General features: G+C 39.4%; 16 protein-coding genes and 1 pseudogene. 3 read left to right on the top strand and 14 right to left on the bottom strand.

Annotation, left to right across the window (positions count from 1 at the left end):
- The 11 genes and pseudogenes from AC1DSB_RS04895 to AC1DSB_RS04845 all read right to left on the bottom strand — a co-directional run.
- Positions 1 to 390 (bottom strand): annotated as a pseudogene (locus tag AC1DSB_RS04895) (GNAT family N-acetyltransferase); the annotation flags it as partial.
- Positions 391 to 777: 387 nt separating this feature from the next.
- Positions 778 to 1,608 carry a twin-arginine translocase subunit TatC gene (tatC, locus tag AC1DSB_RS04890; RefSeq protein WP_016429672.1) on the bottom strand — a complete coding sequence of 277 codons (831 nt, stop codon included), beginning with the start codon at positions 1,606 to 1,608 and terminating at the stop codon, positions 778 to 780.
- A gap of 11 nt (positions 1,609 to 1,619) precedes the next feature.
- Entirely contained in the window at positions 1,620 to 1,820 is a 201-nt protein-coding gene (gene tatA, locus AC1DSB_RS04885) for a twin-arginine translocase TatA/TatE family subunit (protein WP_016429671.1), read from the bottom strand.
- 16 nt (positions 1,821 to 1,836) lie between these two features.
- A complete protein-coding gene (locus AC1DSB_RS04880) occupies positions 1,837 to 3,549 on the bottom strand; it encodes a GMC family oxidoreductase (protein WP_477530926.1) in 1,713 nt (570 codons plus the stop codon).
- 16 nt (positions 3,550 to 3,565) lie between these two features.
- Positions 3,566 to 4,315, bottom strand: a complete 750-nt coding sequence (locus tag AC1DSB_RS04875) for a gluconate 2-dehydrogenase subunit 3 family protein (RefSeq protein ID WP_477530925.1) — start codon at positions 4,313 to 4,315, stop codon at positions 3,566 to 3,568.
- Positions 4,316 to 4,801: 486 nt separating this feature from the next.
- Complete coding sequence (locus AC1DSB_RS04870) at positions 4,802 to 5,350, bottom strand: DNA topology modulation protein (RefSeq protein ID WP_477530924.1); 549 nt, start codon at positions 5,348 to 5,350, stop codon at positions 4,802 to 4,804.
- On the bottom strand, positions 5,331 to 5,702 hold the full coding sequence (locus AC1DSB_RS04865; RefSeq protein WP_477530923.1) for a VOC family protein: 372 nt from the start codon (positions 5,700 to 5,702) through the stop codon (positions 5,331 to 5,333). The genes AC1DSB_RS04870 and AC1DSB_RS04865 overlap by 20 nt, the downstream gene beginning before the upstream one ends.
- A gap of 43 nt (positions 5,703 to 5,745) precedes the next feature.
- Positions 5,746 to 6,087: a DUF6054 family protein gene (locus AC1DSB_RS04860; protein WP_477530922.1), complete on the bottom strand. Its 342-nt coding sequence runs from the start codon at positions 6,085 to 6,087 to the stop codon at positions 5,746 to 5,748.
- Positions 6,088 to 6,202: 115 nt separating this feature from the next.
- Positions 6,203 to 7,420 carry an MFS transporter gene (locus AC1DSB_RS04855; RefSeq protein ID WP_477585947.1) on the bottom strand — a complete coding sequence of 406 codons (1,218 nt, stop codon included), beginning with the start codon at positions 7,418 to 7,420 and terminating at the stop codon, positions 6,203 to 6,205.
- A gap of 280 nt (positions 7,421 to 7,700) precedes the next feature.
- Positions 7,701 to 8,756 carry a hypothetical protein gene (locus AC1DSB_RS04850; protein ID WP_477585945.1) on the bottom strand — a complete coding sequence of 352 codons (1,056 nt, stop codon included), beginning with the start codon at positions 8,754 to 8,756 and terminating at the stop codon, positions 7,701 to 7,703.
- A 172-nt stretch (positions 8,757 to 8,928) separates the two neighbouring features.
- Positions 8,929 to 9,549, bottom strand: coding sequence for a phosphatase PAP2 family protein (locus AC1DSB_RS04845; protein ID WP_477530919.1), 621 nt, complete (start codon positions 9,547 to 9,549; stop codon positions 8,929 to 8,931).
- Positions 9,550 to 9,723: 174 nt separating this feature from the next.
- On the opposite strand from AC1DSB_RS04845, the gene AC1DSB_RS04840 reads away from it, so the two are divergent.
- Complete coding sequence (locus AC1DSB_RS04840) at positions 9,724 to 10,068, top strand: YflT domain-containing protein (protein ID WP_477530918.1); 345 nt, start codon at positions 9,724 to 9,726, stop codon at positions 10,066 to 10,068.
- Positions 10,069 to 10,159: 91 nt separating this feature from the next.
- Here AC1DSB_RS04840 and AC1DSB_RS04835 read toward each other — a convergent pair whose 3' ends face one another.
- The gene (locus tag AC1DSB_RS04835; protein WP_477530917.1) at positions 10,160 to 11,017 is read right to left on the bottom strand and encodes a DUF6612 family protein; all 858 of its coding nucleotides are present in this window, start codon (positions 11,015 to 11,017) and stop codon (positions 10,160 to 10,162) included.
- A 137-nt stretch (positions 11,018 to 11,154) separates the two neighbouring features.
- Between AC1DSB_RS04835 and AC1DSB_RS04830 the strand changes: the two genes are divergently transcribed.
- On the top strand, positions 11,155 to 11,292 hold the full coding sequence (locus tag AC1DSB_RS04830; RefSeq protein WP_477530916.1) for a hypothetical protein: 138 nt from the start codon (positions 11,155 to 11,157) through the stop codon (positions 11,290 to 11,292).
- Positions 11,293 to 11,681: 389 nt separating this feature from the next.
- Here AC1DSB_RS04830 and AC1DSB_RS04825 read toward each other — a convergent pair whose 3' ends face one another.
- The gene (locus AC1DSB_RS04825; RefSeq protein WP_477585943.1) at positions 11,682 to 13,169 is read right to left on the bottom strand and encodes a peptide MFS transporter; all 1,488 of its coding nucleotides are present in this window, start codon (positions 13,167 to 13,169) and stop codon (positions 11,682 to 11,684) included.
- 255 nt (positions 13,170 to 13,424) lie between these two features.
- On the opposite strand from AC1DSB_RS04825, the gene AC1DSB_RS04820 reads away from it, so the two are divergent.
- Positions 13,425 to 15,137 carry an ABC transporter ATP-binding protein gene (locus AC1DSB_RS04820; RefSeq protein WP_477530914.1) on the top strand — a complete coding sequence of 571 codons (1,713 nt, stop codon included), beginning with the start codon at positions 13,425 to 13,427 and terminating at the stop codon, positions 15,135 to 15,137.
- A 71-nt stretch (positions 15,138 to 15,208) separates the two neighbouring features.
- On the opposite strand, the gene hflX is transcribed toward AC1DSB_RS04820, so the two are convergent.
- Positions 15,209 to 15,979, bottom strand: a 771-nt coding sequence (gene hflX / locus AC1DSB_RS04815; protein ID WP_477585941.1) for a GTPase HflX, incomplete at its 5' end; no start/stop codon positions are given.

Genomic DNA, 15,979 nt, shown 5'->3' with positions numbered 1-15,979 from the left:
GTATAAGCCTTGATCCATCAATAATCGGGCTTTACTTTTCGTCAGCTCCTGCCATTTTTCAGAAAAAGCATTTACGACACGCTTCACTCCGACAGCCGACGGAACTGGAATTTTTCTATTAGAAATCTCTTGCGCCGCAAATGACAAAATGTCAGCCATTTTTATTTCATCAATCACAATAATATTCAGTGGATGAGGGGGCGTCATTTGAAAGAGAGCCACGACTTGATCATCCTCTTCGACCGTAGCCATGAATGGATTTTCATAACGACCGGCTTTAATTCCCTGCAGCACACCGTAAAACAAACTGTATAAATCTTCATTTTGCATTAGAAACGGTTTAGCTTTATCCTCAAATTCCTGAGGTTGAATAAACACATTGAATTTCATCCGATTCTATCTCCCTATCGTTTTTAATAGTAGATATTACACAAATTCTCTATAAATGTCACTCTTTTTAGAAAATTTAACAATGATTGTGAACTAAATGCCAGTCGATTAATAGAACATTCTTTTCTTTAAAATTCGGAAATCGGGTCTCGCCAGCCCGTTAATCCATTGGAGTGGCGCTGATTCCTAACTATTAATTTTTAAAAGAAGCTATAGGAACAAATGAAAGAGTGCATTTGCACCTGGCAAGCAAAGGAACAAAGGTTAAAAACGCCACTTCAWGTGGGCCAAAGCGTGATTCCCACAAGTATGTGGTTTTCATACTTGTTGGCTCATGCGAAACATGCCGCTAGCGCAAATGTACGATAAACAAAAAAATCCATCCCCCTAGTCTTGGGAGATGGATAATTCTTTGGTTGTAATTTGTTTGCGTTCAAGTTTTGCGACTAACAAAATACTGATTTCATACAACAATATCATCGGAATCAGCACCATGAAATCACTAATAAAGTCTGGTGGTGTCACCGTTGTCGAAATAATCGCCAGTATCACATAAGACCATTTTCGAACCTTTCTCATATTTACTGATGTCAAAACGCCTATGGCTGACAAAAACATTGCGATGATAGGCAGTTCAAAAAGCAGGCCAAGTGGGACTGTCGTCATTAATAAAAAGTGAATATATTCACTTGCTGAAACCATCACTTCAAAATTCACTTCGCCAATATTAATCAAGAATTGATAACTCAAGGGATTCACAACAAAATATCCAAATGAAATACCAACCACAAACAGGACGAGCATGAGTGGAGAGTAAATACCAATAAATCGACTCTCTGTATGATTCAATCCCGGTTTAACGAATTGCCCGATAAAATGAAAGATAAAGGGTAGTGAAAAACCGAGAGACAATGCACTGGAAATCGACATATAGAATTTCACCACTTCAAGTGGCCCAAGCACAATCAGTTCATTGCCTCTAGTCACTAATGGAAACCATAGGTTGATGGTTGATAATACAACAATGAAGAAAAATAGAAACACGGCCACACTTTTAATGGTTTGTTTCCGTAAATCCGTTAGATGATCCACAAGGGTGCCTTCATCGCTTTCAATCGCATCTTCATCAACCATTTCAGTTGTTGCGCCTACTTCTTCCACCAATTTCTTGTCCAATGGACTTAGTATTTTCTTGTCGTGGTGTTCGTATGGGTCCATATCTACACCTTCTATACGATTTCAGATTTCTTTTCATCTTTTTTCACTGGCTCGTCGTCATCCATTAGACCTCTTGTCGACTTTTTAAATTCCGAGAATGTCTTCCCTACTGCCGATCCGATTTCTGGTAATTTTTTCGGTCCGAATACGATGAGTACAATGACAAGAATAATGATTAATCCTGGTACTCCTATTGCTCCTAATCCACCCATTTGTATTCCYCCTTTTTTATACGAGTGATCCACCCGATTTACTGTATTTGATAATGCCTTCCGAAGCACGATACGCAAATGCTGCCACCGTACCGGTAGGATTGTATCCTCCGTTATGTGGGAAGTTACCTGCACCTACAACGAATAGATTTTCCGCATCCCAATGCTGCAAATAATTATTCACTACACTATTTTCGGGACTGCTACCCATAATTGTCCCACCCGTATTGTGCGTCGTTTGATAGGCGACAATATCGTAATCCGTGATCGGAGTTCGGCTTTCGACTGTTTTTGCACCCATTTCTTTCATGATAACAGCAGACTTTTCCGTAATATATTTATGAAGCGCACGGTCCTGATCGGTAAAATTATATGTCATTTGAAGAAGAGGTACACCGTATGCATCTTTATATTTACTATCCAATGATAGGTAGTTCTCTTTATGTGGCATGGATGCTCCTTGTGCCCCAATGGAAAGAGTACGGGTATAGTTATATATGGACGCTTTCTTGAATTCCGCACCCCACGTAGGTACATCTTTCTGAATCGGATTTGTTTCAATCGGTCTTGCACCTGATTGAAGGAGAGAGAGGCTCCCACCATGAATGAAATCCAAATCACTATGATCGAAATTGTCGCCATTCAAATCATCAATGCTTATCCCCAGTGCACCTGCCCCCATGAACGTGTTCATTTGTTCTTCAAAGTAACCCGTTGCGCCCGGTAAAATTTGATAGCAATAGTTTTTACCTAATGTTCCACGCCCGGTATCCGGATTATATTGCTCACCAATTTTCGATATCATTAATAATTTTGCATTATTCATGACATAACTTGTTAGAACAACCACTTCAGCTGGCTGAATAAACTCTTCACCCGACAACGTGTTCAAATACCTGACGCCAGTAACCTTTTTTCCGCTCTTGATGACTTCCACTACATTGGCTTCAAAGCGTGCTTCAAAATTCCCCGTTTTTTTTGCCGTTGGAACGACCGTAACTTCAGGAGATGACTTTGCCCCATATTCACAACCAAAACGTTCACAAAAACCACAGTATTGACAGGCATTGATCGTTTGTCCATCCTGATTTGTATAAGCTTCTGACAAATTTGCTGACGGTAGCATAAATGGTGTATAGCCAAGTTTAGACGTTGCCGTTTCAAATTTTTGTAATATTGGTGTCTTCTTCATCGGTGGCGTTGGAAATGGGTTTGACCGTTTGCCCGCAAATGGATTTTTTTCTTCACCTGAGATTCCGGCGGTTTCTTCAAACTTGTAAAAGTAGGGTTCCAACTCATCATATGTAATACCCCAATCTTGAAGTAAATAGTCTGAAGACAACTTTTTGGGACCATATTTTTTTTCTGTTAGTGTCTTTATTTGGAAGTCGTAAGGAAGAAAACGCCATGTATGTCCATTCCAGTGTGTACCCGCGCCCCCAAGTCCCTCCCCTAAAAGAAATGAACCTAATTGTCGCATCGGAAGTGCTTGCATCCCACGGTTATTCCGAATGGTTATCGTTTCTTTTGATAGATTCTGTATGAGTTCGTACCTTATTGCATATCTATATTCGTCATGCACTTTCATATAATCTTCAGTACTTCGTTCTTTTCCGCGCTCCAAGCCTACTACTTTCAAGCCTGCCTTTGCACATTCGGCTGCTATGATTCCCCCTAACCATCCAACTCCTACAGTCACAACGTCTACTTTCGGTAAAGTTTTTACCATTTAATTGCCCCCTGTCCTAGTGCTTCCCACTTAAAGATTGTGGTTCGATTTTTTGGAATTCCGCTTTGTCGATTACATTGATATAAGCCATTTGGTGGCCAGGAAACTCTTTCATTCTCCAACCGTCCATATTATTATTCCCACGATACATAGGGTCTGAATAAGCACCCTCCAGTGTTGCAGTCCGAAGCAGACGGAAGAAAAATGCAGATGTTGTTCCTTCCATTTTTATTTCGTCCTTCTGAATTGCTGTCAATATTTCATCCATTTGTGCACCTTCTAGATCCGAAAATCCTTTATCGAATCTGCTCGACGACTCAGCTTCCATTTTTGCAATACCTTGTCTAAAGATTTCAGCACGCGTCAGACGACTTTGATATCCCTGGGTAGGTGCACCAATAGCAAATGGCCCTTGCATGTATTCCTTAGAGTTACTGCCATACTGCCCTGCTAATTGACTGTCGATAAAATACGGTACCCCAAGCTCAATAGCACCAGGACCTAAATCGTCTTTCGGAAAAATCCGTTCAGTTGCGTTGGCCAGTACTTGAAACTCTCGCTCGCTTGTAAAAAACATTAAGCCTTTTTCCGACGTCCCCGTTTCCGTGTGACCTCCATGCTTGGTTTCGGTCGGCGTAGTCGTTGCATTTTTTGAATTGTAGCCAATCAAACCACCAAGAATTCCCCCTCCAATAAGTGCACCAGTTGCCACCCCTGAAGTTTTCAGGAAATCACGTCTAGAAAACTTCTTCACTCTCTTCTCCATGCCTTCACTCTCCTTCTTTTAATTAGACTGTCGAAATTTTTGATAGTATGTTAAATTAGCAGTTTTGAATAAATGTTCATATAACGAATATTCTGACTTATTTATCCGGAATACTGGAGGATTACTTATACACACAAATTTAACGCTATAAGAAATCCCTACCTTTTTGATATGGAAAGATTACAGTCTGGATGTTGGGTATGCACACGATACTACCACCGCAGATTATGAACTCTCTTAAATATACAATGTCCAAATTGAGGAAGATTTAAACCTTTTCCAAGTAGTGGATATACCTTCATGGAAAGTATTGAAATCTACCCGGTTGATGAATCCCCCCCTTAGAGAGATATTCGGATTCAGTAATGGCAGTAGATTGAACCTCATCACGTGTACTGGTGAATACGATAAAAAGGGTTCTTATTACGAAGTTCGCCTTATCGTTTACTCGACGTTAAAAACATCATAATAAAAAGTGARTCATCCTTAAGTGGATGATTCACTCTTTTTTATGTCCTCTATTTGTTGTAGCCATTGTTCTACTTCTTTAGGTGTTTTCAGTGTTATGACGTCTGTCTGGACTTTGGCTAGAACAGCGAGCATCTCTGGCCGTGCATCTTTTGGGTAACGCCAAATCCACCGGGCAAACTCCCAATCTATTTTTTCCGGACAATCTTTCCCCATATCCGGTCGTGTTGTCCCTCGATATATCCACGCACGTTTACATGCGCGATAGAGACATACGACATTCGAGAAATCAAGATAGATAATAAGGTCTGCATACTGCGCACGTAATTCGATGGTGGAGTCATAATTTCCATCAATGATCCACTCGGGTTTCGCTAATTCCTTCTTTACTCTTTCCATAAATTCAGGACGTGGTGAAGGGTTCCATCCTGGTTGCCAAAACATCGAATCCAAATGCACGACAGGCAAACCAAGCCTTTCACCCAATTGGCGAGATAACGTGGATTTCCCAGCTCCTCCCGATCCCACAATTAGGATTTTTCTATGCTTAAGCTGCGTCTTCTTCAAATGAACAGACTCCAATCGTATTGCCATCAATATCTTTAAATTGAAAGAATTCTACGTTTCCTCCAGTTTTCACATGTGTTGCATCTACTCCTGCGTCTAACATGAAATGATGGGTAGCATGGATATCCGTTGTATAGAGATTGAACCATTCATGTTCTTCAGGTTTACTCGAACCCATTTGTGGATTTCTCACGAGCGTAAAAGCTGTTTCTCCATTCCCGATGTCCATTGCCGCATAACCATTTTCCTCATCATGCCATCGCAATTTAAATCCACACTTCTCTTCAAACCATTCGATTGAGCGTTTTGTGTCTCGCACAGGTAAAAAAACGGTGTCAATTCTTTTGAACATATCCGACTCTCCCTTACCACACATATTTAGTAGATTTATTCTATCAACTTATAATATGTTGTGCCAACGAATTTTCCACACTATTCGCAAAACTGTCGCCCGCTCCCCAATCAAATCTAAAAAACGGACTTTCAGAACTTCCGGATGCCACGGCATGCACTTTCGTTGCGTCACCGAAATTATCAATGGTTACCGTCATAGAAGAGCGATTACTCGTTCGCATAAAGAATTTTTCCAGAACAAATACCACAACTTGATGATCTCCAGAAACGCGCTCATAGTAATCTACTAATTTTCCCGAAATACTTCCTCCAATCACCCCATTATGAATTTTGTTCATTGCCTCAACGGGACTGATATTTATATCAAATTCTCTTACACTCATTTCCAAATCCCCCTTTAACTTGTTATACGTTTACGGAGAATGAAAGGTTTYCATCCGAWTTCAAAGAAAACCATAAAAAAGGAGATTCCCTAATAAAGAGAATTTCCCGTCTGTATTATTCAAGTTCCAGTTGTTTCGTTTCTTTCCCCAGTAAAACAACTGCCAATACACCAATAACTATTGCGATACAGAAAATGCCGAACACCCAACCGATATCGTAGCCTCTTGTAATAAGTGTCCCTACCAATAATGGTCCTAAAATCCCGCCAATTCGTCCAACAGCAGCCGCCATACCGGTACCAGTAGCTCGAATAACAGTAGGATATTGTTCAGGTGTATACGCGTATAAAGCACCCCAAGCACCTAAATTGAAGAACGACAAGAACGCGCCAGATACAATCAATAACATCGTAGTATCCGCATTCCCAAATACAAATGCGCTTGCAGCTGTGCCTAGTAAGTAAGTGACTAACACGAATTTACGACCTGCTTTTTCAATTAACCATGCTGCAGTAAAATAACCTGGTAATTGTGCAATAGTCATGATCAGCACGTACTCGAAACTTTTAATCAACGTAAAGCCTTTCATTACCATGACACTCGGCAACCATAGGAACATTCCGTAATATGAAAACACAACTGTAAACCATAAGATCCACAACATCAACGTTGGCCTTGCATAAGCTTTAGACCATACCGCTTTAATATTTTGAGCATATGTGCGCTCCCGAACTCGTTTTGCCGTAAATTGCGGAGAGTCCGGTAAGTTCAATCGTAGATAAATTGCATATATTGCTGGCAAAGCAGTAATGATTAAGGCAACTCTCCAGCCATGGACTGGAATAACGAAATAAGAAATAATTGCTGCAATCAGCCATCCAGCTGCCCAGAAACTCTCCAACAATACCACGACTCGACCACGTTCTTTTGCTTCCACGCTTTCAGATACTAATGTAGATGCAACAGGCAGTTCCCCACCTAAACCCATTCCTACAAAAAATCTGAATATCAAAAATATTGCCAGGGAAGCAGAAAATGCGGACAATCCACTCGCCACTGAAAATAGAACAAGTGTCATGATAAAAATATTCTTCCGTCCAACCCGATCAGCGAATATCCCAAACACAAAGGCCCCCACTGCCATTCCGATGGAGTTTACACTTCCTATCCATCCCATTTGCCCAGGAGTTAAAGCCCATTCATTCGCGAGTGCCACTATTACGAAAGATAAAATTCCTACGTCCATCGCATCGAACATCCACCCTAGACCGGCAATTCCCAATAATTTATTCCGGGAAATCGGTTTATTCTCTTTTTCTCTTATTGTCGTCATGTGAGCTCTCCTTGTCTTGACACTTGTCACCATCTATCTTTACACATCAGTATAGTTCTATAAACGCAATTCTACAACTCTGAAAATCTAAAAAATTTTAGCGCTTCTCTACCTCTTTGAGTGTTCTATCGGTCTCAGTCTGACCTTTTTTCAATTACGTAATACAAAAAAGAGCGAAATGACCTTTGTCATTTCGCTCCGCATATCTGGGTTAATTGTATGAGATATGTTTCCTACACGCAACTTCATTATAAAAAATCAGGTTAACCATGATAAAAATTTATACCTGGTCTTGTAATTCAATTAGTTTTCCGACAAATACAGTCAGCCGGTTTTCAACATCTTCTTTTGTGCCGTAACGGATAATTTGTTCTTCGTTCAAACCTTCAATAAACATTTGATTGTGACTGACGGCGCAATTCAGGACTTGAATCATCTGTTCACTTCTCAATTTGCGGATTAAATCAGCGTTCTGTCCACAATAGCCCAGTTCAAAACCATTTGCTATAGATTGTAATGTTTCCCTACATTCATGAAAACGGTGTTTACCATACCGTTCTGTATGCGCAAGTTCCACAAATAATGTTTCATATAGGTTCATAAAGTTCGCTGCCATTACTTCACCTATATATAAGATAGGTAAAGGGTCAATGATCCGAAATTGTCCATTATCCACTAACCAGTTTTCTGGTGATGCATCTTGATTTGTCAGTACGGGTGAACCAATCTCTATTAAACGACTTTCACATATTCGTAGAATTGCCTCTTTAATTTCAGGTTTATTAAAGATTGGTCTCTTTATTAATAAATCCATGTAGTCGTCTATTATTTCCTTGCTTTCAGCTGTAACGAATTCATGGAAATCGCCTAAAAAATGACCGTGCAGACCACTTTCTTCATTCCAATCAAAAAAACCAAACCCTTCGAGACCATGGTTGACTTGCTCCATTTTTCGATATAAATGTCCGATTTCGGATCCTAATTTTTGCGCATCTTCTCTATTTAAGTCATGTAAATCCACATGACTTCCAGCAAAAGATTCTATCGTATACGTCAAACCTTCCGAAACATGATAAACAAACKTCTCTGGAGCTGCTCCAGGTACTACTCTATTCACCCAACTATAGTATTGTTCCGTACCTCCATACTCTGCTAGTAACGCATTTGCATCGTAGGCAACTTCTTTTTTATATGCAATTTTCTTTGGAATCCGAAGAACCATCGATTTATGTTGCGGGGAGGTTAGTTGCCATGCTTGATGCCATGCTCCTTCACCTAAGTATGACACTTGTGAATTTACATACTGTGCATGTTTTATTGCTTTTTCCTGAATCATTATGTTAACTCCTTCAAATATTGACCGATTTTTAGCCAGTCCTCTGCCACTTGTTCTCTTAAAGATGATCTGTAATCTTACCTAATTCCACCAATTCATCTGGAATGGAAAACATGTCAATTCACCACTTTCAAAAAAAGTCCTCCGCCATTTTTTGGGCGCAAGACTCTATTTATTCTGGCTGGGCCACTCTTTTTGACATGTGACGATTTCGCCACTCATACCAAATGACTACGAGAATAAAGAGTGAATAGCCACACATCCAACCTGCAAGCACATCCGTACCATAATGGTTGTTACCCGCAATGCGTGATAAACCAACAAGCAAAGTGAAGGTAACTGCACTAAGCCAGATTCCGATACGCCATTTAGTGGATGCTCGATTTTCAGTTAAAAAATATGCATATGTAAAAATGTACAGTAAGCCCACCATGGCATGATTGGATGGAAAACTGTAACTTATCAATTGATGGGGAATATCAGGACGAGCCCGTTGCACCCATTCTTTTATTGCGAGATTTATAATATTTCCTCCACCAACGGCAAATAGTACAAACAACATTCCACGATAGTTTCGGCTTTTAAATGCGAGGTAGACAATCAAAACAACGGCTGCTGAGACAATCCAGATTGGCTCCCCAAAGTAATGAAAGAATCGAATAAATTCGTTTCCGATCAGTGTATCTCCTATTGCTTCATCAAATTCAACCATTTCATCGTGAGTAAAACTGAAAAACAGCGTGATGAAGCCAATAAAGGTCACGACTGCCAAAGGATAAAACCATTTTTTCACAACACTCACGCTCCTTATTAAAAGTTATTCTATCATATTCCTACAACTCTTTTCCCATTAATAGGTTGTTGGTCTAAGTCTTTCGTTTGAAATTAAGCCTATTTCGTTTAATCTTGGTTGTGAGTGGTAAAGTACTATTGTGTCAGAATAAACGATTTGAAAGGAGATTTTAAAATGAGTGTAACCTTTAAAGAGTATTTAACAGATGATGAAGCGATTCGTGGTATTCAGGAGATTAAAGCTAAAGGCGTACATGAGGACGATATCTACGTACTTACTCATGAAAATCATCGTACAAATCAAGTAGCTGATATGGCAGATGCGAATACTGTCGGCGTTGCAGAACAAGGGTTAGGTACATCCCTTGCAAATGTTTTCCGCAAAAAAGGTGACGAACTTCGTGCGCAATTCGAAGAACTCGGTTTTAGTCAACCGGAAGCAGAACAATTAGAAGAAAAACTGGATGAACACAAAGTGGTTGTTGTAGTCAAAAACACACCTGCTGGATTTACTTATTAAGACCCCTTAACTTTGTAGAAAATCTCTATACTTTAAAATCAATATTAATAAAACAGCCTTTCCGAGAATCATATCTCGGAAAGGCTGTTTTTTACATTTCTTGTGCGTTATCTAGTACTTCTTGAGGTACCACTATGTTTTTAACACCATTGTAATTACTAAAAGTGGATTTCATATCTTGATACAAGGTCATTTCTTCCCCATCTACTGCCATTGTCATGTCCATCACTACATTTAATGCCGTTGTATTAAATGTTTCTTTATCGATATGGATTTCGTAGTCCACTTTTTTGATATTTAATTCTTTCAGCATTTCCTGTTCATCCGCACCCAGCTCCGGCATGGTTTCTGCTATTTGTTTTTGGATCAATTCATTAAACTTATCACCAGATGCAGACAATTTCAAAACGTATTCTTTATCATCTTGATTGAATGTGAAGTCATCCATGAATGTCTCTAAATCCTTCAGCTGTTGAGATGGATCAGCTTGCTTTTGTGAAATGGAAATCATTTGTTCGTACATATCTTTCGACAACTTCATCCATTGCTGTGACATGTTATCGTGTGTAAAGAATCCATCTGCAGTCATAAAACTTTCCATTTCGATTTCTTGTGGCTGTCCTGATGACTCTTCACCTGGAATCGTCGTCGACGTAGTACCCTTCTGATACATGCTCAAAGGATCGACAATCAAATCCATTGTCATTTTTGAAGTTGTATCCATTGCTACATCTTGAGCGGGAACTTCAATTTTTTGAACCATATCAAGATCTGCACTAAGGCTTTCAATAGATTCTGATTGTGCTAATGACTTTTCAAATACTTGTTTAAGTGTTAAATCACTTGTGTTTTCTTCTGACGTTTTGGAAGTTGGAGTTGCTGATGTGTTACATGCAACTAAACTTAGCGCTAATGCACTAGTAGCCATAAGTGTCATCCACTTTTTCATGTTGTCGCCACCTTTACCTCAATTTTCTTTCTACTTATAATACGAGTGTATCGCGAAAAGGTTTCAATTGGAAATCTTTTTTGAGTTGAAGGGAATTTTTACCTTTCGTTGAATATGTATTTTAAGGAGTGATTTCAATGAAGGATTTGGAAAAAGAATACCCGATCTTGAAAAAAGACCGACAATATCGCATGCAAAAACAGAATGAAAAAAGAGGACTTCTAAAATGGCTGACTGTAATCTTAAACGTGATATTGAAAGTAATTATTAGATAATGGATTTGTTAACTTTTAATGCAAATTAGAGRGAATCAGCTCCCTTATCATCTGCAATTAGGCTCTGCCTGATATTAATTTTTCATATAAAAACGGATAGTGAGCCAACATGAGAGGTGTTTAACTGATGAGAATGAGTAAAAATAAACATGTAGCAATTTGGGCAACAATTGCAATTATATTACTAACTATTGGTTTTTTYACAAGATAATAACTTCACTTTCGAAGAATGAGACCCACAAGTATGTGGTTTTCATTCTTGTTGGCTCATGGTGAACATGCGGCAAGTACAAATGTACGATAAATAAGTACATCGTTTAACTTCCAGCACTCTTCAATCCATACAAAAAAAGCCTACCGATAAATATCGGTAGGCTTTAAAATGTGTATTAACGTACGCCACGCATAAACTTCTCGATCATTGGTGAAGAAATATATAACACTAAACCGATTATCAATGCAACAGCCCCGATGACACCGAAATAGACGATTTCAGTTTCAGGATTGTAGAATTTCACGACTTGCGCATTGATTGCTTGAGCAGCAGCACTCGTTAAGAACCATAAGCTCATTGTTTGTGCAGCGAATGCTGCTGGCGCAAGCTTCGTAGTTGCTGATATTCCGACTGGAGAAAGAAGTAATTCCCCAAGTACTACTAAGAAGAAACTTAATACTAGCCACCATGGACTAACCAAAGTTTCAGTTCCATTCATGTAAGCAGGGATAATCATCACTAAGAATGACATACTCGCAAAGAATAAACCAAGGGCAAATTTCTTAGGTGTTGACGGTTGTTTAACACCAAGACGTACCCATAACCATGCAAATATTGGTGCAAACCCAATAACGAATAATGGATTTAACGATTGGAACCATGCTGGGTTAATTTCCCATGAACCAAGAGCTAAGTTAGTTCGCTCATCTGCATATTGAGCTAGTATGATTGACCCTTGCTCTTGAATTGCCCAGAATACCATCGCCGAGATGAATAATGGAATGTACGCAAGAACACGAGATTTTTCATCTGCGTTCGTTTTTGAACTACGATACATTACGATAAAGAAAATCGTAGGAATGACGATACCCAAGATGGAAACGATCATCGTAAAGACATCGATTGTCATGATACCGTTTTCAATCAAGATATAACCAATAATCAAGATGGCAACTAATGCAATCGAAATACGCGTGAATACAGTTTTACGCTCACCCTTAGTCATTGGATTCGGAACATGAGATCCTGCAAGTCCAAGGAATTTCTTTTTCGTAGCAACGAATACAACTAATCCAAGGAACATACCGATTGATGCAAGTCCAAATCCTAAATGGAAGTTATATTCCATTCCGATAGTACCTACAATTAATGGCGCAATGAATGCACCCATGTTAATACCCATGTAGAAGATACTGAATCYAGAGTCACGACGAACGTCGTTTTCCGAATACAAATCTCCCACGATGCTAGAGATATTAGGTTTCAATAAACCTGTACCAATAATGATTAAGCCCATTGAAAGGAATAGTGTCGTGATTCCGCCAGGTAATGCCAAGACTGCATGTCCTAACATGATGGCTACCCCACCGTAGAATACGGTTTTGGTTGTACCGAATAGACGGTCAGCAATCCAGCCCCCGATAATCCCCGACATGTATACGAGTGATCCATATACCGCCATAATCGAGTTCGCTGTCGATCTGTCCAAACCAAGTCCACCTTGGTTTAGTTCATAGTACATATAGTAGAGCAGGATTGCGCGCATTCCGTAGTAGGAGAAACGCTCCCAAAACTCTGTAAAGAATAAGCTTAATAAGCCTTTTGGATGTCCAAAGAATCCTTTTTGAGGAACCGACTGGACGATTTCTTGTTTTGTCGCCATTCTTTTCCCTACTTTCTTTTTAATAATTACACATACGTTTTTGTAAATGAATGTGCAAAATATACTGATAATAAAGGTCCGATTGATTTATCAGTAAAAGACAACTTATACATTTTAACGTCCCCTCTTTAAATTGTCAAAAAACATTCGGAACTTGAAATACTTTGATTTCCTTCGAGTTCTGAAGTTTTTTATCGTGTTTAGGACCATTTTCCGTTATAATTGCCAGTATTAAAAATACCAAGGAGAACTTATATGATTAGGAAATTCTTTTCTTATTATCGCCCCCATAAACGACTATTTATTATCGACTTCACCAGTGCCATAATCGTGGCTATATTAGAGCTTGCATTTCCACTGGCAGTCCAGTGGTTCATTGACCAATTATTGCCTACCGGCGAATGGGGTACGATTGTAACCGTAAGTGTCCTCCTGCTGGCCGTTTATTTACTCAGTACCTTACTGAATTTTATCGTCAGTTATTTAGGCCACAAGCTTGGAATCAATATTGAAACGGACATGCGTGAACAACTGTTTACCCATGTACAACGCCAATCCTTTCGCTTTTTTGATAATACCAAAACGGGACATGTAATGAGTCGTATCACAAATGATTTATTCGATATTGGCGAACTGGCCCATCATGGACCGGAAGATTTCTTTATCGCTATCATGACGTTTTTCGGTGCATTTTTCATTATGTACAACATCAATCCTGAGCTTGCAATCATCGCTATTATTATGATTCCATTCTTGATTGTTTTGGTTACATTCAGCAATATCAAAATGAATCAGGCATGGAAGAACATGTACATCAAAATTGCCGATGTAAATGGTCGTGTTGAAGACAGTGTTTCAGGTGTTAGGGTGGTTCAATCTTTCACAAATGAAGAATTTGAAATTGACAGATTCAAACATGATAATGGGCAATTTAGACTAACTAAACTTGTCGCTTACAAAGTAATGGCTGGAACACATTCCAGCATTTACATGATGACGCGTCTAATGACTTTGGTCGTATTGGTCGTAGGTGCATGGTTCACATTCAATGGAAAATTATCATATGGAGAACTTGTCAGCTTTGTCCTCTTTATAAATGTACTAATTAAACCTGTGGATAAAATCAGTGCATTGCTTGAGCTTTATCCAAAAGGAATGGCCGGCTTCAGACGTTTCCTGGATTTAATCGAACAGGAACCGGAAATTAATGATCGTCCAAATGCAAAACATGTGAATCATTTGCATGGCAATATTTCGTTTAATCATGTCCATTTCAACTACGATCAACATCAACAAGTACTATCAGATATCAACCTAACAGTAAAAGCTGGAGAAACCGTGGCATTTGTCGGTCCTTCTGGGGCAGGGAAAACGACGATTTGTTCATTGATTCCCCGTTTTTACGATGTCACGGAAGGTTCCATCACAATCGATGGACTTGATATTCGTGATATGAGTAAGCAATCATTGCGCTCACAAATTGGAATCGTACAACAGGATGTGTTTCTGTTTACTGGGACGGTCCGAGAAAACATTGCCTATGGAAAAAAAGATGCCTCAGAGGAAGAAATAATGGAGGCAGCAAAGAAAGCCCATTTACAAGAATTCATTTCCGAGTTGCCAGATGGTTACGAGACCCAAATCGGGGAACGTGGCTTAAAACTATCAGGTGGACAAAAACAACGTTTAGCCATCGCTCGTATGTTCCTGAAAAACCCACCGATTCTCATATTAGATGAAGCAACTTCGGCACTTGATACGGAGACGGAAAAAATTATCCAGGCAGCTTTAAGTGAACTAGCTGAAAATCGTACAACGCTTATTATTGCTCACCGCTTTGCAACTATACGTGATGCAGATCGTGTACTAGTCGTAACGAAAGAAGGTATTGCCGAAGAAGGTTCGTATACGGAATTAGTAGAAGCAGATGGTCTATTTGCAAGATTACACAATATCCAATATCAATAAGTAGAAATATTTACGTTTATTTTGAATATAAGCAAAAACGCATTCCCGGTAAATCGGGAATGCGTTTTTTTTTACTTATCCAGCACAAAATCATGGTACCGTTCATAATCTGCTTGTTTTAGTTCAACTTTCAATAACGTACCCTCTTCTTCATACTCAGACCCTTGAACAGAGGCTTGTTCGTTTAAATAGGACACCACGTCTCCGCGGTCATATGGAATGAGCATTCGGCACATCTTGTAGTCCGCAAAAATATGCGTGCGAATCAGTTCAATCAATTCATCCAGTCCTGCATTTTCTTTGGCAGAAATCCAGATGTTATTTCCACTCACATGTGGATAATTCACACCCGCTAAGTCGGACTTGTTGTATACCTCAACCGTCTGAACATTTTCAACTCCAACAGCTTGCAACGTTTCATTTGTAACGTCCATCATGTATCGATGCTCATCATTGGACACATCGACTACGTGAAGGAGCAAATCAGCTTCTCGCGCTTCTTCCAAAGTAGAACGGAATGCTTTTACTAAATGTGTTGGCAACTTGCTGACAAATCCTACTGTATCAGTAAGTAAAAACTCTTTTTGGTCAGGTAAACGGATTTGACGGACTGACGTTTCAAGCGTTGCAAATAACATATCTTTTTCAAAAACTTGTTTGTCATCGATTTGCCCTGTTTTTGCAAGTAGACGATTCATGATCGTGGATTTCCCGGCATTCGTATAGCCCACAATTGATACTACAGGGATTTCATTTTTCTTCCGTTGTTTTCTTTGCGTTTCGCGTTGGTCTTTTACATGTTCTAAGTCACGACGAAGTTTCGCAATCTGGTCTTCGATTTT

This window comes from Paenisporosarcina sp. P4_E4_2 (assembly GCF_056401595.1).
This window is presented reverse-complemented; position numbering and strand designations above follow the sequence as displayed.

What these genes read in the sequence shown, in the direction of transcription:
- AC1DSB_RS04855 (WP_477585947.1), bottom strand. Translation starts at nt 7,420, where the DNA reads ATGACGACAATAAGAGAAAAAGAGAATAAACCGATTTCCCGGAATAAA.
- AC1DSB_RS04860 (WP_477530922.1), bottom strand. Translation starts at nt 6,087, where the DNA reads ATGAGTGTAAGAGAATTTGATATAAATATCAGTCCCGTTGAGGCAATG.
- AC1DSB_RS04865 (WP_477530923.1), bottom strand. Translation starts at nt 5,702, where the DNA reads ATGTTCAAAAGAATTGACACCGTTTTTTTACCTGTGCGAGACACAAAA.
- AC1DSB_RS04820 (WP_477530914.1), top strand. Translation starts at nt 13,425, where the DNA reads ATGATTAGGAAATTCTTTTCTTATTATCGCCCCCATAAACGACTATTT.
- AC1DSB_RS04875 (WP_477530925.1), bottom strand. Translation starts at nt 4,315, where the DNA reads ATGGAGAAGAGAGTGAAGAAGTTTTCTAGACGTGATTTCCTGAAAACT.
- tatA (WP_016429671.1), bottom strand. Translation starts at nt 1,820, where the DNA reads ATGGGTGGATTAGGAGCAATAGGAGTACCAGGATTAATCATTATTCTT.
- tatC (WP_016429672.1), bottom strand. Translation starts at nt 1,608, where the DNA reads ATGGACCCATACGAACACCACGACAAGAAAATACTAAGTCCATTGGAC.
- AC1DSB_RS04835 (WP_477530917.1), bottom strand. Translation starts at nt 11,017, where the DNA reads ATGAAAAAGTGGATGACACTTATGGCTACTAGTGCATTAGCGCTAAGT.
- AC1DSB_RS04830 (WP_477530916.1), top strand. Translation starts at nt 11,155, where the DNA reads ATGAAGGATTTGGAAAAAGAATACCCGATCTTGAAAAAAGACCGACAA.
- AC1DSB_RS04880 (WP_477530926.1), bottom strand. Translation starts at nt 3,549, where the DNA reads ATGGTAAAAACTTTACCGAAAGTAGACGTTGTGACTGTAGGAGTTGGA.
- AC1DSB_RS04840 (WP_477530918.1), top strand. Translation starts at nt 9,724, where the DNA reads ATGAGTGTAACCTTTAAAGAGTATTTAACAGATGATGAAGCGATTCGT.